Source organism: Exiguobacterium sp. s161, from assembly GCF_018619045.1.
Taxonomy (GTDB): Bacteria; Bacillota; Bacilli; order Exiguobacteriales; family Exiguobacteriaceae; genus Exiguobacterium_A; species Exiguobacterium_A indicum.
Genome location: NZ_JACSNH010000003.1, coordinates 214956 through 231055 on the forward strand (window position 1 = coordinate 214956; position 16100 = coordinate 231055).

Consider the following 16100-nt stretch of genomic DNA (forward strand, 5'->3'; position numbering starts at 1 on the left):
ATAATGACAGAGAGGTGATTGGGAATGCTTGAGCAAATCATTAAATTGAAAGAACAAGGGCTGACAACAAAACAAATCGCAGCTCAATTGGATACGACTGAAGGAAAAATCAAATATGCTTGGACTAAATATCGTAAATCGTTAACAGAACAACCTGCAGCAGCGCCGAAAGTAGAATCAAAAACGGTCAAGCAGACGAAAAAGTCGACTGCACCGGTATTAGACGTCGTACCGTCTGTGCAAGTGGTACCTTCGCTCGAACGCGACGCGTTTGGAATGGCGACACATTACGAGGATGACATCCTCCACGCCATCGTTCAGTCACCGACAGCGTTATACGTCTACTGGGAATTGTCTGAACTGTCGAAACAGTTGCTAGAGACGCACTATCACACGACGTTTGATTCGTTCCGTAAAGAATTACGCATTATTGATGTCACGCTTGTTGAATATGAACAAGGACAGGCAAATCGGACGTATCAATTCGAGCTACCAGAAATGACGAATGCTTGGTTCGTTCGACCAGTCGCCCCGAATACTACATACATCATTGAATGGGGCATTCAAACGATCGACGGGGACTTTGTTCCAGTACTGCGTTCAAAACCAGTCGAAACGCCACGTGACGAGCCAGTTACGGACGGACGGTTCGCGGAAGTCGTGCATCATTGGCAATACGGAGAGGTCGAACAACCGGAATGGGTCGAAGTATTACGTCCTTACTCCTATTTCGATCGCGTCCGATAATGGAATTAGAGAGAGGGAAAGGAAGAGAAGCTATGCGAAAAGGATATTTTTCACTCGTCTTACATGCACATTTACCATATATCCGTCATGAAGAGGCGCATCGTCTAGAAGAACGGTGGATGTATGAAGCGATTTCAGAAACCTACATCCCATTATTGTGGGAGGTCGATCGCTTGTCACGTCCGCTCGGCTGGACGGTCAGCATTTCACCACCCGTCATCGAGATGCTTGCCGACCCATTGATTCAAGAGCGGTATATCGAGCATATCGAGGATACGTTACGTTTGATTCGCCAGGAACTAGAGCGAGAGCTTGCTCAAAAGGAACGAGATGCGCTTCTATTCTATCAAGACCGCTATCAAGATTTATTGAATACGTTCCTTCACTGGGAAAAAGATTTGAACCGCGCATTCCGTCATTACAAGGAGCAAGGTTATCTCGATTTGATTACGTGTACGGCGACGCACGGATTCAGTCCGCACATGTTGTCTGAACAAGCGGCACGTTCTGAAATTCAGACGGGATTGAACTGTTTCGAACGTCATTACGGATTCCGTCCATCTGGTCTTTGGATGCCAGAGTGTGCGTATACGCCCGGACTTGATCGTATTTTGTATGAAGAGGGCATTCGTTATACATTCGTTGACGAACATTCAATCTTAAACGCGGATCCGTCACCGAAACACGGAATCGGAGCACCTGTCTATTCGCCGCACGGTGTGGCACTGTTCCCGCGTGATCAAATCATTTCCGGGAAGATTTGGAGCTCTGTCATCGGATACCCGGGTCATCCGGATTACCGCGAGTTTTATCGTGACCTTGCGTACGATCGAGAGTGGGATCAAATCGCTGAGTTCATGCACCCGGAAGGCTTACGTTATGATACAGGATTGAAATTGCATCGTGTAACAGGAGAAACGGATCAAAAAGACTATTACGTTCGTGATTGGGCATGGCAACGGACAAGTGAGCACGCAGCAGACTTCGCACAAGCACTTGGTGAACATTTAGATGCGCATCAAGGACAAGACTTCCCACCGTTCCTTGTCACAGCACCATTTGATGCCGAATTGTTCGGTCACTGGTGGTTTGAAGGTCCCGACTTCCTCGGTAAAGCGATGGAACGTTTAGAAGATCAAGGAATTGAGTCGATTTCACCGGCGATCTTCCTCGAACGTCACTTCCAAGACATTGACACGGCGCACGTCGCGATGGGAACATGGGGACGAAAAGGCTACGCGGAAGTCTGGATCAATGAACGGAATGACTGGATGATTCGTCATCTCCATCAGCTTGAGAAGAGACTAGCAGGAATCGTAGCTCGAAATCGTCATCAAGATGCGTTGACTGTCAAAGCGAAGCGTCAACTCATTCGAGAATACCTCCTCGCTGTCTCGAGCGACTGGCCGTTCATCCTTGATGGACAGACGACAGCGCAGTATGCTGCGAATCGTTTCCGGGAGCATATCTTACGTTTTGAAGAAACCGAGCGTCGACTGGATGCTGAGGAGCTGACGGTGGAATGGTTGGATGCTCGATATCGCGAATATCCTTTTCTTCAAGATTCAGATATTGAACCGGATGTCTTCTTGACGGCACATGATTACTACGTGGCAGTGAAGCGTGAGAAATCTTGGAATACAGACGCCATCTTATTGTTCGTCCGACAATATGATGCGTCAGACCGACCAGCTTCGGAGCTCGCTCGACGGCTCGCTGCTGCTGGTGAGAACGTCTATGTCGTCACGGAACATCCGGAAGCGTATCGATTTGAAGAAGGTGTTCACGTTTACGGAGTGCAAGTGACAGGTCTACCGCTCGTTCAGACCTATAACCAACTGGCGGCACTAAATTTAGCCTTCTTACGCCAAGCGCAAGCTTTGAGTAAGATCGTTGATTTCGCAGTCATCCACAACTTCAACATGGAGACCGCATCAGCTGCCCAAGCTATCGCGAAGATCAAAGAGTTGCCACTCGTCAGTAACGTCTACGATGTCGAAAGTGAGCGTTCTCCTGATCGTTCAGGTGGTCTGGTCGTTGCCTTAAAACGACTTGAAGGAGATGCGTTGCGCCAATCAGCGGTTGTTTATCTAGAACGAGAAGAGTCACGTCACGGGGTGGAACAAGAGTATCACGTCGAAAAGAAGCCACTGCGTTTTGAAGAGAACCTTGAAAAACCATATCAACACGTGACGAATCCGAAAAAGAACGGATGAACAGTTGCAATTCCTTTCCTTTCTTGGTACGATACTTGAGTATGCTTAACCTTATGTAAAGCAAAATCACTTGATACATCGAGAGCTAGATAGGAGGGAATCCCATGCGCGTTAAAATCACATTAGCTTGCACTGAAACTGGTGACCGTACTTATATCACTAAAAAGAACAAGCGTAACAACCCAGAGCGTCTTGAGTTGAAGAAATACAACCCACGTCTCCGTAAGCACACACTTCACCGTGAAGTGAAATAATTGAGATGGAAGCCGTCACTTCGTGTGATGGCTTTTTTTGTGGAAAGGAAGACATTCATGAATAAACAAGAAGTACGCCGTCTGATCAAAGAACGACTCGATATGATGGAGAACCGTGCGGAGAAGGAACGGTTGATTCACGAACATGTATTATTATTACCTGAATGGCAACAAGCGACTTGTGTCGCGATCACATTAGCTTTTCGAAATGAATGTGATACAAGAATGCTGATTGAACAGGCGTGGCAAGAGGGCAAGACGGTCTTGATACCAAAAGTAGTCGGAGACGAGATGATCTTTTATGAACATGGACCAGAAGATCAACTGCAAGTAAATCAGATGGGGATTGCTGAACCGATCGCTTCAGCACGTCGCGCCTCACTTGATCAAGCAGAGCTTTGCCTCGTTCCAGGTCGCGCCTATCGTCGGGACGGCTATCGTTTAGGATGGGGAGGAGGCTATTACGATCGTGCACTCGTGCCATATATAGGATGTAAAGTATCGATTGCCTTTTCTGAACAACTTCTTCCAGATTTCGAAGTGGAAGCCTTTGATATCCCCGTTGACTTGATCGTCACTGAATTAGAGGTCATCCGATGCTAAGCGCGACCATTTTGTTTTGTCTATTGCTTGCTTGGACCGGACGATCTTTTCGTTTATTGACGACAAGTGGTGCGATCATGACCCTGCTCGTCGGTAGTGGTGTCTCATTCGGATTCGGTTGGCAAGGATTAGTAGTACTCTTACTCTTCTTTGGTAGCTCGAGTCTGTTATCGAAGGTCGGACGATCTAGAAAACAATCGGTCGACTCCATCGTTGAGAAAGACGGCGCGCGTGACGGATGGCAAGTCCTTGCGAATGGAGGGGTAGCGTTCGTTGCTGCCTTAGCGTATGCCATGACGATGGATTTTGCGTATCTCTTGTTGTTTCTATTCGTCATCGCAGCATCGAATGCTGATACGTGGGCATCCGAAATCGGACCGCTCTCAAGACGTGATCCATGGTCGCTCAAAACGTTACGACGGGTACCAGCAGGAACAAGTGGAGCGATGTCGCTGATTGGAACGGTCGGTACGATCGCAGGAGCTGCGTTCATCGCGATAGCAGCGCATTGGATATTTTCTCTTTCTTTAAGAGACGTCTTACTCGTAACAAGCATCGGTGTACTCGGGAGCCTGCTGGATACACTATTTGGAGCAGTAGGGCAACGCGTTTACCGATGTACAGTTTGTGGGGAATACACAGAAAAGCGAAAGCACCATGGGCAACCGACAGCTTATGTTTCAGGTATTCGATTTTTAGGGAATGATGCTGTCAATGTCTTAACGAGTGGTTTGGCAAGTGGAATCGGGTTTATCATCGTTCGATTCTGGTAACTGGAAAGTATATGAGTATGTAATTCCTTATGTTAGGATATCAATGACACAAAACGGACAAATGTGATTAATTTCACATGGTACAAATAATGTGAAAGATGTTACAATTTATTTGTGAGATAGTTAACAAACTCTTAGGATGAATGAAAGGGTGGACATAACGATATGGAATTACATGCGAAAGTGACACGGGTAGCCCTCATTGGAGCTGGTGCAGTCGGCTCAAGCTTTGCCTATCAGATGTCAACAGCTGGGCTTTGTGAAGAACTTGTCATCATTGATGTCAACAAAGCCAAAGCAGAGGGCGAGGCAATGGACTTAAACCATGGAACACCATTTAGCTCTTCACCGATGCGAATATGGGCTGGCGACTACGCGGACTGCCGCGAAGCGGAAGTCGTCGTCATCACGGCAGGCGCTCCACAAAAACCAGGTGAGACAAGACTCGATCTCGTTGCAAAGAATGCGTTGATCATGAAAGAAATGATTCGTCAAATCATGGATTCTGGTTTTGATGGGATCATCGTCGTGGCTTCTAATCCGGTTGATATCATGGCTCATCTTGCCTGGAAATATTCCGGTCTTCCGAAATCCCGCGTATTTGGATCAGGAACGGTGCTTGATACAGCACGTCTGCGTCAAATGCTTGGAGAATACTTTCACATTGACTCCCGAAATGCCCATGCCTATATTCTTGGAGAACATGGTGATACGGAATTCGCTGCCTGGAGTAACAGCCGTATTTATGGAAAAACGATTGATGAACTACTTGCTGAAGACGATCGTTATTCTCAAGCAGATCTTGATCAAATTTACATCAACGTCCGAGATGCTGCTTATCATATCATCGAGCGCAAAGGGGCAACCTACTATGCGATCGGGCTTGGGCTTGTTCGGATCGTTCGTGCCATCCTCGGAAATGAGAACTGTCTATTAACGGTCGGTGCGCATGTCGATGGGCAGTATGGCATTTCCGGTATCCACATTGGAGTTCCCGCCATCATTAATCGTCAAGGTGTGCGTGAAATCATTGAAGTCTCATTGACGGAAGAAGAGTTGAAGAAATTCCATCATTCTGCTGATGTATTGCGTCAGACGCTTGAACCCGTCTTGCAAGGATAAGCGTACGCATCATGCTGAAGGTATTACCGAAATAAAGTAGTAAAAAAACTCAAGTGTCGGACTTGCTTTATATTGTCCACACTTGAGTTTTTTTGATGTAAAGAACGAATACATAAAAAATCACATCTATTCGTCCAGTAGTAAAAAGAGAAAAATCTAGGTTTTATTTTACTAGAAAAGGGTTAAGTAAGAGATAGAAGCATTTTTACGTCATTTTTTGTACGTCATGATACCCAAAAAGGAGAGAACCGACAGTCATGTATACTTTTCGAAAACTTACTAAAGAGGATGCAGAACAATACTGGAATCTACGCCTTGAGGGATTAAAAAATCATCCAGATGCATTCGGTCATTCGTTTGATGATGAACAGCAAACCCCGCTCCGCGAAGTACAAGAAGGACTTGAGGGAGAACCCGACTCCGATGAGGTTTGGCTTGGTATGTTCGACGGTGATACGTTGTTTGGGTTTGGTCAGGTCAAACCATATGAATTGTCACGTGAATCGCATAAAGCGATGATTTCTGGAGTATACGTATCACCTGAATATCGCGGGGGTACTGGTCGCGCTTTAATGGAAGCCTTAATCGAGGAAGCGAAAAAGTTACCGGACGTCGAGCAAGTCATTCTTGCCGTTTTATCAGGAAACGAAGCCGCACAAAATCTTTATGAGTCGCTCGGTTTTGAAGTATATGCCGAAGATCCAGATTCCGTAAAATTAGAAGACGGCACATATCGTGATGATATTTGGATGAAGAAGTACGTCTAAGTTCTTCAGAGGATGTAGATTAGAAGCTGTAGCAAAAAAAGTGCTACAGCTTTTTTGCATGGTATCCGTAGGATATCAGTATCGGCAAAGAATGAATATTTGTTATCATGAGAACAAAGCGGATGTCACATCGTAGTCCGATTGAAAGGGAGCGAATGAACATGAAAGAAGTCATACGTACGATTGAAGAGCTTGTCTCGATTCCGAGTCCAACAGGTTCGACAAAAGAAGCGATTACATATGTAGAAAAGCGATTGGTATCAGAAGGAATCATGTATCGAAAACTTGAGAAAGGAGCGATTTTAGCGATACTACCTGGTGCTTCAACGCGTACACGGTTACTGACGGCACACGTCGACACACTAGGAGCGATGGTGAAAGAGATTTTACCAACAGGACGACTTCGTTTATCACAACTGGGGGGATATGCTTGGACAGCAATTGAAGGTGAGAACTGTCTCATTCACAAGATGGACGGTCAAACGATTTCAGGTACGATCGTGTTCCACCATTCGAGTGTTCATACGTCGCGCGAGACGAATAAGACGGAACGCTCCGCTGATAATATCGAAGTACGGCTCGATATCCGTTCAACGACAGCAGAAGAGACGCGCGTTGCGGGGATTGAAGTAGGAGACATCGTAACATTTGATCCGCGATTCCTCTACACGGAAACGGGATTCGTGAAGTCGCGCCATCTCGACGATAAAGCATCCGTTGCTTTGTTGCTTGAATTGATCAAGGAATGGAAAACAATCGAGCTGCCACACACGGTCCAGATTCTGATTTCAAATTACGAAGAAGTTGGATTCGGTGGAAATGCTGGATTCACGGAAGAAGTCGCAGAATACATCGCGGTCGACATGGGGGCACTAGGAGACGGTCAACACTCCGATGAATTCACGGTCTCGATCTGTGCGAAAGATGGTTCGGGTCCATATGACTTGGCTTTACGCCACCAGTTAACGCGTTTAGCACAACGTAACAGTATTCCATATAAGGTTGATATCTATCCATTCTATAGCTCGGATGCCTCAGCGGCAGTAAGTGCGGGACACGACGTCCGGCACGGATTGTTCGGTCCGGGAATCGAATCGAGTCATTCGTACGAACGTACACATGAGACGTCGTTACAAGCGACATATGATTTGTTGCATGCCTATGTAAAGGAGCCGATGGTTGATGAAGACACTGTATGACGTACAGCAGTTACTCAAGACATACGGAACATTCATCTATCTTGGGGACCGAGCGTCCGATATCGCGATGATGATGCTTGAACTCGATGAATTACAAGAAGCAGGCGTTTTGGAACAACGTCAGTACGATTCAGCGAAACTAATCTTACGACATGAATTAAAGCGTTCACAATCCGATAACATTTAAGATTGTGCAACCCTTTGCGCAAACGGGTTATGTCCGGTAAAATGAGGAAGCAGACATTATATGAGTATAGGGGAGACGAAGCAATGAAATGGTTACTCGGCATTGATATCGGCGGCACGACAGTCAAAATGGCAATTTTGGATTTGCAAGGGATCATTGTAGAAAAGTGGGAAATCGAGACGGTCGTTTTGAATGATGGCGTACAAATTCCTGGAGATATCGCAAAATCCTTCTTTGAGAAGTGTCAAGAGAGCAATAAACGACCAGAAGATTTCGTCGGAGCGGGCATCGGTGCGCCGGGATTCATTGATTTCAATACAGGTGTCGTTGAGAAAGCAGTCAATATCGGTTGGACTAACTTTGAACTCATCGGTGAATTCGAACGTTTGACGGGTTTACCGGCTGTGCTTGAAAATGATGCGAACGCAGCGGCAATCGGTGAGATGTGGAAAGGTGCCGGTAGTGGGGCAACCGAACTCCTTGCTGTCACACTCGGTACGGGCGTCGGTGGTGGTCTGATCACGAACGGACAAATCGTGCATGGTACAGTCGGAATGGCTGGAGAAATCGGTCATATCACGATGTTGCCTGAAGGTGGCGTCCTATGTGGATGTGGTCGCAAAGGATGTCTTGAGACGATCGCGTCAGCAACAGGGATCGCTCGTCTTGGTCTTGAGAAGCGTAAAGGGAAAGAAACGTTACTCAACGACATCAAGGCAGTGACAGCAAAAGACGTATTCGAAGCGTATGAGAAAGGAGACCGGATTGCAACGGAAGTCGTAGAAGAAGTGACGTTCCATCTCGGTCTTGCCATCTCCAACTTAGCGAACAGTATTAACCCGGAAATCATCGTTATCGGTGGTGGTGTGTCAAAAGCGGGCGAGACATTGCTTGCACCACTCCGTCAACAGTTCGAACGCTTCGCTTTACCACGGGTTTTCGGATCAACGACGTTCAAGATTGCCGAGCTTGGAAACGATGCAGGAGTCATCGGCTGTGCATGGCTTGCGAAGCAGATGTTTCTCAAAAAATGATAATATTCAATTTCAGTAAAAGGTTCGCTTCGGCGAATCTTTTTTTTGTTTACAAACGTACAGTAATTATGTGATTGTTAAGTATCTTCCGGATTCCAGTTGCATTTTTGTAAAACTAAGCGTAAAATTTTCACGTGATATGGGTATATGTAAATTATGAGGTAAGTTGTGTGAACTGAAATCAGAAAGCACATGTAAATTAGGAGGCAGGTTTTTATGCAGCAAGACGCAAACATCTGGTCGCGAATGCGCCTAAAGATGGGTCAAGGCGTTCGCAGCACCTATAAAGAGCACAAGCTCTTTTGGATTGCGACCTTATTGATTTGGTTAAAAACGTATTTAGCGTATACACTTTTCTTCAACGTTCCCGTAACAAACTCTGCGCAAGCATTCATTCTACTAATTAACCCAATTAGTTCAGCGCTCTTCATGTTCGGGTTCAGCTTCTTCTTCCGAGGAAATGTTCAAAAATGGTTCATCTACGGCACACTGTTCGTCGCGACACTCATTTTATATGCGGACATCATTTTCTTCCGCTTCTTTAATGACTATCTGACGTTGCCGGTATTGTTCCAAACATCGAATGCGGAAACTGTTTCTGCATCGCTCGGGTCACTTTTGAATTGGTCCGATTTATTGATCGTCGGTGACTTGATCATCTTACCGTTCTTCTTACGGAAAATGGACATGTCAAAAAATGTTGCGTCACGTGGACGCGCGATTCTCGCATTCGTTGCAGCAGTTGTCGTTTTCCTTGGAAACTTGACGCTCGCTGAGACAGAACGTCCAGAATTGCTCACACGTGCCTTCGACCGAGAATTGCTCGTTAAAAACATCGGAACATTTAACTTCCATATGTATGATGCTCTCATTCAGTCTAAGACATCTGCGCAAAAAGCACTCGCGGACAGTTCTGAACTGTCGGAAGTTCAAAGTTTCATTGATTCAAAACATGCTGAACCGAACCCAGCTATGTTCGGAAAGTACAAAGGAAAGAACGTCATCGTCGTTTCCTTTGAGTCGGCACAATCCTTTGCAGTTGGATTAAAAGCACCAAACGGACAAGAGATTACACCGAACCTGAATAAGTTGATCAAGGAATCGCATTCATGGGATAACTTCTATCACAACACAGGACAAGGGAAAACGGCAGATGCTGAGTTCATTCTCGAAAACTCGATCTATCCACTTGGACGCGGTGCAGCATTCTTTACGAACGGAGAAAATGAATTCCGGGCAACTCCTGAAATGCTGAAAGAAGACGGCTATTATTCAGCTGTTTTCCATGCAAACAACAAATCGTTCTGGAACCGAGACATCGTCTACAATAGCTTTGGCGTCGATCGTTTCTTCTCAGAGACGGATTATGACCTAGGTGATCCAGCAGATTTGACGGAGTGGGGCTTGCTTGACGATAAATTCTTTGAACAGTCATTGCCGATGTTGAAAGATTTACCACGTCCGTTCTATTCGAAGTTCATCACATTGACGAACCACTATCCATTTGAGATGCCAAAACCAGAAGATGAACTTGTACCACCGCTTGAGACAAGTTCTACGACGCTGAACCACTACGTTCAGGCACTAGCGTATCAAGATATGGCACTCGGTAAATTCATCGAGGGTCTGAAAAAAGATGGTACGTGGGATGATACGATCTTCATGGTCTATGGTGACCACTATGGTATCTCGACGAACCACAATGCTGCGATGGCAGAACTCATGAACAAAGATGAGTTGACGCCGTATGATGTCGCGCAATTGCAACGTGTACCATTCGTGATCCATTTACCGGGTCAAACGAAAGGTGTAAAACATGAAGACGTCGCGAGCCAAATCGACATTAAACCGACATTGCTTCATCTGTTAGGACAAGACTTCAAGAATGAAGTATTGTTCGGTACTGATCTCTTCTCGAAACAGCACAAGGATTATGCGCTGTTCCGCGATGGTTCCGTCATAACAGACAAAACGGTTTATACGCAGGAAACATGTTATGATCGTCAGACAGGTGAAGAGGTAAAAGATGGAGAGTTAGCAGAGATGTGTAAACAATCTACGAAACAATCCGAGAAGGAGTTAGGACTTTCGGATAAAGTCATCTATGGTGACTTGCTCCGTTTCCTTCAAACTTCAAAATAAGATGAAGAAAACGAATCTACTTTCGAGTGGATTCGTTTTTTTGTAGAAAGGCAAATAAAAAGAGAGATGCGCGAGGTATCTCTCTTCAGATTTTAGACAAAAGGGCTGACACCAAAAAATGACGCATCTTTTCACGCCCTTTCCTTAGGCGAGACACACGCCCGTTTGTCTCTGACAGCGCAAAATTGCGCTTTTTCCTGTAAGAGTGGCGTGTAACGCGTCATTCTTTTGATACTCGGAAGAAGGATCAGGGAAGCGTTTTGTTCACTCGACATCGCTTCCTAGGGAATAACAAGCAAGAGCGACCCTGCAGCGAATTGAAGCGGCGCGATGCTTGTCTCAGGAAAACGATTCGAAACGAACAAAAAAGTGCAATCCTTCTCGTTAGAGAAAAATTGCACTTTGTCTTTAGTCTCAAGGGGCTGACTCAAAAAAAAGAATGACGCGTCATTCTTTTTATTACGAGATAAGGGAGGCAGATCATCAATCTGCCTCCCTTATCTTTGTAGATACTGACTTTTGAGTCAGCCTCTTTTTAGCGTATCTTGATTACGATGGAATACCGCCGTAAATCAATGTCGCAATCCCGAACCAGCCGAATAAGACGACAGTCAGACCTGCGAATACGAGTGGAAACATTTGGCGTTTCTTAAGTGAACGAACGACGGCCCAAACGCCGACGAGTGCGACGAAGAAGAAAAGCCAACCGATTGGTTGATCCAAATGCATGACGTACTCCCCCTTAAACAATCACGTTATGAATTTCACGAAGATTTCACTTAAATCTCACTTTTTAGTTTATCCGACTCGCGGGATAAAGTCGAGAGGGCGTTGCAGGAACTTTCGACAATTTCGTGTATAGTAGGAGAAGAGTCTATTGTAAAGGGGTTTTATAGAATGGAAATCGTAATGATCACTTCCGGTATGGCATCTGAGAATGGTTATTTGTTATTTAAAGATAAGGAATGTCTCGTCATTGATCCGGGTACAGAAGATATGCGGTTTTTCGATGAGATTGAAAGTCGGGGAGCAACATTAAAAGCGATTTTGTTGACGCATGCGCATTTTGACCACATTGGTGGTGTGGATATGTTACGACGCTTCACGGAAGCCCCTGTCTACGTGCATCCGGAAGAAGCAGGATGGCTCGGTAATCCAGAATGGAATGGTTCAGCAAAATTCGGAATGCCACCGATGCGGATGAAACCAGCGGATCATTTGTTGCAACCAGGACGATTGACGATCGGTAGCTTTTCGATGCATGTACTTGAGACGCCAGGACACTCACCAGGAAGTGTGACGTTCTACTTTAAAGGAGAACGGATCGCGTTCGGTGGAGATCTCCTGTTCCAGCAAGGCGTCGGACGAACGGATCTACACGGTGGGGATCAAGACGTATTGATGCGTTCACTGGATCGACTCATCGCGGAACTACCGGCAGATACGACGGTTTATCCAGGGCATGGTCCGAGTACGACGATTCGTCAAGAAATGAAATCGAATCCATTCCTCTGACTAAAAAAACTCGCCATCCAAAAGGATGACGAGTTTTTTTCATTACATCTGGAAGTTCGACCAGTACGTAAAGACGATGAAAAATACAGTTAAGTAAGCTCCAAAGATATAGACATACGTTTTTTCAGTTAAGCGCAAGTAACCGAGCGCTGCAAAAAAGACAGTTTGTGCTAAGAAGACGAAGCCCATGACTAAAAATGAATCCGTATGCTCACTTGAGCTTGCATCGCCACCCAATGCGCCGATAAATGCCATGACTGCGATGATACCAGTCCAGAAACCGAGTACGCGGTACATTCTCCCCATTCCTATAACCCCCTAAATCCGACAGATAGTCAATATACGTACTTATTTTACCAAGCAAACAATCATCCGTCCATCCTGTTCTAGTGATTGTTAAGGAATAACTGTGAACAAAAGATGAAGTTTCAAAAAAAGTTGTACAATAGTTGTACAAAAGGTGTACAAAGTCAAATTGACGTGCTATAGTAACTGTAACGAAACCCCACACTTTGAGAGGAGGAGCAAAAATGACGAATGAGTTAGTCTTTTTCACATACCCAAGCTGTACATCATGTCGTAAAACGAAATCATGGTTAAAAGAGGAACATGTTGATGTAGAGGAACGTCATCTGTTCAGAAATGCTCCAACAGTTGATGAACTCATGGAACTGTTGAAATTATCGACGGATGGGATTGAAAGTTTGCTCGCAACACGCAGTCAAGCCTTCAAGGATCTCGGCATTGATATTGAAGACATGAAACTCAGTGAGTTATTACGCCTCATGAGTGACAATCCGAAATTATTACGCCGCCCAATCATCACTGATGGAAAACAACTTGTTATCGGATACGATAAACCAGGTCTTGAGACATTGGCGAAGCGTAAACATCGGACAATCGCACACGTATCGTAAAGAAGCCGGTTTGGTCGGCTTCTTTTTTTTGTGTATTGTTTGCGGTAGGGAGGTGAAGAGAAATGAAGGAATGGACGACACAACTCATGGAACGATTCGAATCACTTGGTGCAACAGATGTTCATTTCGTACCGAATGAAGCTTGCGTCCGAATAGTTTGTCGAACGGGTGATGGTTTGTGTGAACAAGAAGAGGTGGAACTGACACGTTACCGGACACTTGTCAGTCATGTCCGCTATGAGGCGAACTTAAAGGAACAGAATGAGCGGATTCCGCAAAGTGGTTTGTATCCGCACGGGAAAAAGGGCATGCGTGTCTCGTTGTTGCCGAGTCGACAAGGGGATGCGATGTCGTGGCGATTTTATCGATCAACGGTCTCTCAAGAAACAGCTTTACGAACGTTACACAATCAATTGGACTTCGCTTGGTTAGCTGAACAACGACACGGGTGTATCGTCATTTCTGGATCGACAGGTGCAGGAAAGACGACGATGTTATATTCCTTGATGAGTGCAATGGAAGAAAAGCGAATCATCTCGATTGAAGATCCGGTGGAATGTACGGTACCAAACGTCTTACAACTGGAACTAAATGAAAAGGCAGGCTTCACTGCTACGCGATGTTTTGAGGAAATATTGCGAGCGGATCCGGATTGGATTGCTTTTGGTGAGGTGCGGACGAGAGAGGCAGCACGTTTGACGATGAATGCCGCACTTAGTGGTCACGTCGTGTTATTTACGTTACACGCTGGAAGTATTGATGAGGCGCGATTGCGATTGCGTAGTTTAGGGATCGAAGAGTCAGAACTAGCTGTCTGTCAACGCATCATTCATCTCGAGCGAAAAGGAGAGGATGTCCGCTGTACCGTCAGAAACTTACAAGCCGCGATCAAAGTCGGTTCTTAAAACGATATCAACGTTTGTTATCAAAAGGCATTTCCGCGAAAGAGACGTTACTCATTTTAAAACGATTCGAGCGTCAGCCGTTCGCGGAAGTAGTCGGAGAAATGGAACAACGTCTTGAGAAAGGAGACTCCTTTGCAGCATCGCTTGAACCGCTTGCGTTAACGAATACCTTAAAACGACTTCTTTTCGTTGGAGAAAGGACAGAGCGACCATTGCTCGTTCTTCGCCAAATCGTGAAACTGCTCGACCTCGAAACAGAAATGCGATCGAAGTTTTGGAAGATGATTCGGTATCCGCTTGTTCTAGCGACCAGTCTATTCCTTCTGTTCTTCTTTTACGCCCTCTACGTATTTCCGTCTCTCCTCGAGATGTCGGACCCGAAGACTCTCCCCTCATTTCTGCATCTCCTTCTTCACCCCTCTGCGAAATATCTGCTCGCAAGTATTCCCGTTATTTTGTTGACCTCCGGGTACCTCTTTTTTCGCTTCTTTCCGTTAAACCGTATTTTACGACTGAAACCGCTACAGCGTTTGATTCGCCTCTACTACAGCTATTTATTCACGATCGAAGTAGGATCGTTCATCGATGCTGGCTTCTCGCTCGAAGAGACCTTTCGCCATCTAGAGCAAGGACAAGCGAATAAAAAAGGGCATCTCTATGCTCGTCTACATGCTAAACAACAGGCAGGGGAACCACTTGCAGAAGCGCTTGGCGAAGATGAGATCATCGAAGCCGAGACGATTGGAATCGTCCATTTGGCGCGGGAAAGTGGCGATCTTGGACCGTTATTGCTTGAACAAGCGACACTTTTGCATGAGTCGATGGAAGAGGAACTAGAGAAAAAGTTGTTATGGATCGAGCCGATTTTGTACGGTGGATTGACGATCATGACGGGAACGTTGTTTCTCATCTTGTATTATCCGATACAGCTAGCGATACAGCAGCTTCCATTCTAAACAGAGGAGACGATACGATGAAACAATTCTTAAAGCGACAGGATGGATTCACCTTACTTGAGATGGCAGCCGTCTTATTGATCATTTCGTTATTACTGCTCGTTTTGATTCCAACGATGACAAGTGGAAAGGACCAGGCGAAAGGTGTGAGTTGTGAGGCGAACATTCGAGTCATTCGGTCAGAAGTAAACCTTTACTATGCCAAAGAGAAGAAGTACCCAGAATCCCTTCAGACGATCAATCGCGGAACAGCTGATAAACCGAATGCTCTCGTCTGTGATCAGGAGACGTATACGTATGATCCGAAGACTGGCGAACTTACGAAGTGAACGTGGATTTACCTTATTTGAGATGACGGCGGTGCTGACAATCATTGCTTGTTTACTTGTTTTTTTATTACCGGCACTGTTTGAAAAACGACCGGACTGGATTCCGCTTGAACAAGAGGTTCGTCTGATGGAACAAGATATTCAGACACTTCGACTGATGCAGTACTCAAAGCAAGATCAATCATTGATGCAGTTTCGATTTCGAGGAGACGGTGCAGGATACCTTGTCCTTGCGGATGACCGGTTGTTATGGCAACGGACATTCCAAAATGGTCATACGTGTACCGTTCCACCCTCGAATCGCATCATCTATTTTAAAAGCTATCACTCGATTTATGCAGCGACTTGGTCTTGCCGTTCGGCAACAGCCGAATATGAAATCAAATTCTTACTTGGGAACTATCAAATGGCAATCCGTAAAGTGAGGTGAGAAG

Annotated in this window: 19 protein-coding genes; 17 read left to right on the top strand and 2 right to left on the bottom strand. The window is 45.5% G+C overall.

Annotated features, from left to right (window positions below):
• The first annotated feature begins 24 nt into the window (after window positions 1–24).
• The 11 genes from KNQ14_RS10635 (at window position 25) to KNQ14_RS10685 (ending at window position 11044) form a co-directional block, all read left to right on the top strand.
• The gene (locus tag KNQ14_RS10635) at window positions 25–747 is read left to right on the top strand and encodes a DUF4912 domain-containing protein (protein ID WP_214860979.1); all 723 of its coding nucleotides are present in this window, start codon (window positions 25–27) and stop codon (window positions 745–747) included.
• Window positions 748–779: 32 nt separating this feature from the next.
• On the top strand, window positions 780–2963 hold the full coding sequence (locus KNQ14_RS10640; protein ID WP_023467544.1) for a 1,4-alpha-glucan branching protein domain-containing protein: 2184 nt from the start codon (window positions 780–782) through the stop codon (window positions 2961–2963).
• Window positions 2964–3067: 104 nt separating this feature from the next.
• The gene (gene rpmG, locus KNQ14_RS10645) at window positions 3068–3217 is read left to right on the top strand and encodes a 50S ribosomal protein L33 (RefSeq protein ID WP_012369771.1); all 150 of its coding nucleotides are present in this window, start codon (window positions 3068–3070) and stop codon (window positions 3215–3217) included.
• A 57-nt stretch (window positions 3218–3274) separates the two neighbouring features.
• Entirely contained in the window at window positions 3275–3820 is a 546-nt protein-coding gene (locus KNQ14_RS10650) for a 5-formyltetrahydrofolate cyclo-ligase (protein ID WP_214860981.1), read from the top strand.
• A complete protein-coding gene (locus KNQ14_RS10655) occupies window positions 3814–4593 on the top strand; it encodes a DUF92 domain-containing protein (RefSeq protein WP_035398327.1) in 780 nt (259 codons plus the stop codon). The genes KNQ14_RS10650 and KNQ14_RS10655 overlap by 7 nt, the downstream gene beginning before the upstream one ends.
• Window positions 4594–4758: 165 nt before the next feature.
• Window positions 4759–5715, top strand: coding sequence for an L-lactate dehydrogenase (locus KNQ14_RS10660; protein ID WP_023467547.1), 957 nt, complete (start codon window positions 4759–4761; stop codon window positions 5713–5715).
• Window positions 5716–5972: 257 nt separating this feature from the next.
• Complete coding sequence (locus KNQ14_RS10665; RefSeq protein ID WP_023467548.1) at window positions 5973–6482, top strand: GNAT family N-acetyltransferase; 510 nt, start codon at window positions 5973–5975, stop codon at window positions 6480–6482.
• Between the two features lie 161 nt (window positions 6483–6643).
• The gene (locus tag KNQ14_RS10670) at window positions 6644–7681 is read left to right on the top strand and encodes a M42 family metallopeptidase (RefSeq protein WP_214860983.1); all 1038 of its coding nucleotides are present in this window, start codon (window positions 6644–6646) and stop codon (window positions 7679–7681) included.
• Window positions 7665–7868: a YqgQ family protein gene (locus tag KNQ14_RS10675; protein ID WP_023467550.1), complete on the top strand. Its 204-nt coding sequence runs from the start codon at window positions 7665–7667 to the stop codon at window positions 7866–7868. The genes KNQ14_RS10670 and KNQ14_RS10675 overlap by 17 nt, the downstream gene beginning before the upstream one ends.
• 83 nt (window positions 7869–7951) lie before the next feature.
• Window positions 7952–8902, top strand: a complete 951-nt coding sequence (locus tag KNQ14_RS10680; RefSeq protein ID WP_023467551.1) for an ROK family glucokinase — start codon at window positions 7952–7954, stop codon at window positions 8900–8902.
• 216 nt (window positions 8903–9118) lie between these two features.
• On the top strand, window positions 9119–11044 hold the full coding sequence (locus tag KNQ14_RS10685) for an LTA synthase family protein (protein WP_023467552.1): 1926 nt from the start codon (window positions 9119–9121) through the stop codon (window positions 11042–11044).
• A gap of 549 nt (window positions 11045–11593) precedes the next feature.
• On the opposite strand, the gene KNQ14_RS10690 is transcribed toward KNQ14_RS10685, so the two are convergent.
• Window positions 11594–11773 (bottom strand): DUF2759 domain-containing protein, encoded by a 180-nt coding sequence (locus tag KNQ14_RS10690; protein WP_023467553.1) that lies wholly within the window; start codon window positions 11771–11773, stop codon window positions 11594–11596.
• Window positions 11774–11941: 168 nt separating this feature from the next.
• Here KNQ14_RS10690 and KNQ14_RS10695 point away from each other — a divergent pair, with 168 nt between their 5' ends.
• Entirely contained in the window at window positions 11942–12559 is a 618-nt protein-coding gene (locus KNQ14_RS10695; RefSeq protein WP_023467554.1) for an MBL fold metallo-hydrolase, read from the top strand.
• 42 nt (window positions 12560–12601) lie between these two features.
• On the opposite strand, the gene KNQ14_RS10700 is transcribed toward KNQ14_RS10695, so the two are convergent.
• Window positions 12602–12865 carry a DUF2626 family protein gene (locus tag KNQ14_RS10700; RefSeq protein WP_023467555.1) on the bottom strand — a complete coding sequence of 88 codons (264 nt, stop codon included), beginning with the start codon at window positions 12863–12865 and terminating at the stop codon, window positions 12602–12604.
• A 224-nt stretch (window positions 12866–13089) separates the two neighbouring features.
• Between KNQ14_RS10700 and KNQ14_RS10705 the strand changes: the two genes are divergently transcribed.
• The 5 genes from KNQ14_RS10705 (at window position 13090) to KNQ14_RS10725 (ending at window position 16096) form a co-directional block, all read left to right on the top strand.
• Window positions 13090–13476 (top strand): Spx/MgsR family RNA polymerase-binding regulatory protein, encoded by a 387-nt coding sequence (locus KNQ14_RS10705; protein WP_023467556.1) that lies wholly within the window; start codon window positions 13090–13092, stop codon window positions 13474–13476.
• A 62-nt stretch (window positions 13477–13538) separates the two neighbouring features.
• On the top strand, window positions 13539–14381 hold the full coding sequence (locus KNQ14_RS10710) for an ATPase, T2SS/T4P/T4SS family (RefSeq protein WP_023467557.1): 843 nt from the start codon (window positions 13539–13541) through the stop codon (window positions 14379–14381).
• Window positions 14382–14395: 14 nt separating this feature from the next.
• Complete coding sequence (locus tag KNQ14_RS10715) at window positions 14396–15337, top strand: type II secretion system F family protein (protein ID WP_058265105.1); 942 nt, start codon at window positions 14396–14398, stop codon at window positions 15335–15337.
• 17 nt (window positions 15338–15354) lie between these two features.
• Window positions 15355–15666 (top strand): competence type IV pilus major pilin ComGC, encoded by a 312-nt coding sequence (locus KNQ14_RS10720; protein ID WP_023467559.1) that lies wholly within the window; start codon window positions 15355–15357, stop codon window positions 15664–15666.
• Window positions 15635–16096, top strand: a complete 462-nt coding sequence (locus tag KNQ14_RS10725) for a type II secretion system protein (RefSeq protein ID WP_023467560.1) — start codon at window positions 15635–15637, stop codon at window positions 16094–16096. Before KNQ14_RS10720 ends, KNQ14_RS10725 begins: the two co-directional genes overlap by 32 nt.
• The last annotated feature ends 4 nt before the right edge of the window (window positions 16097–16100 follow it).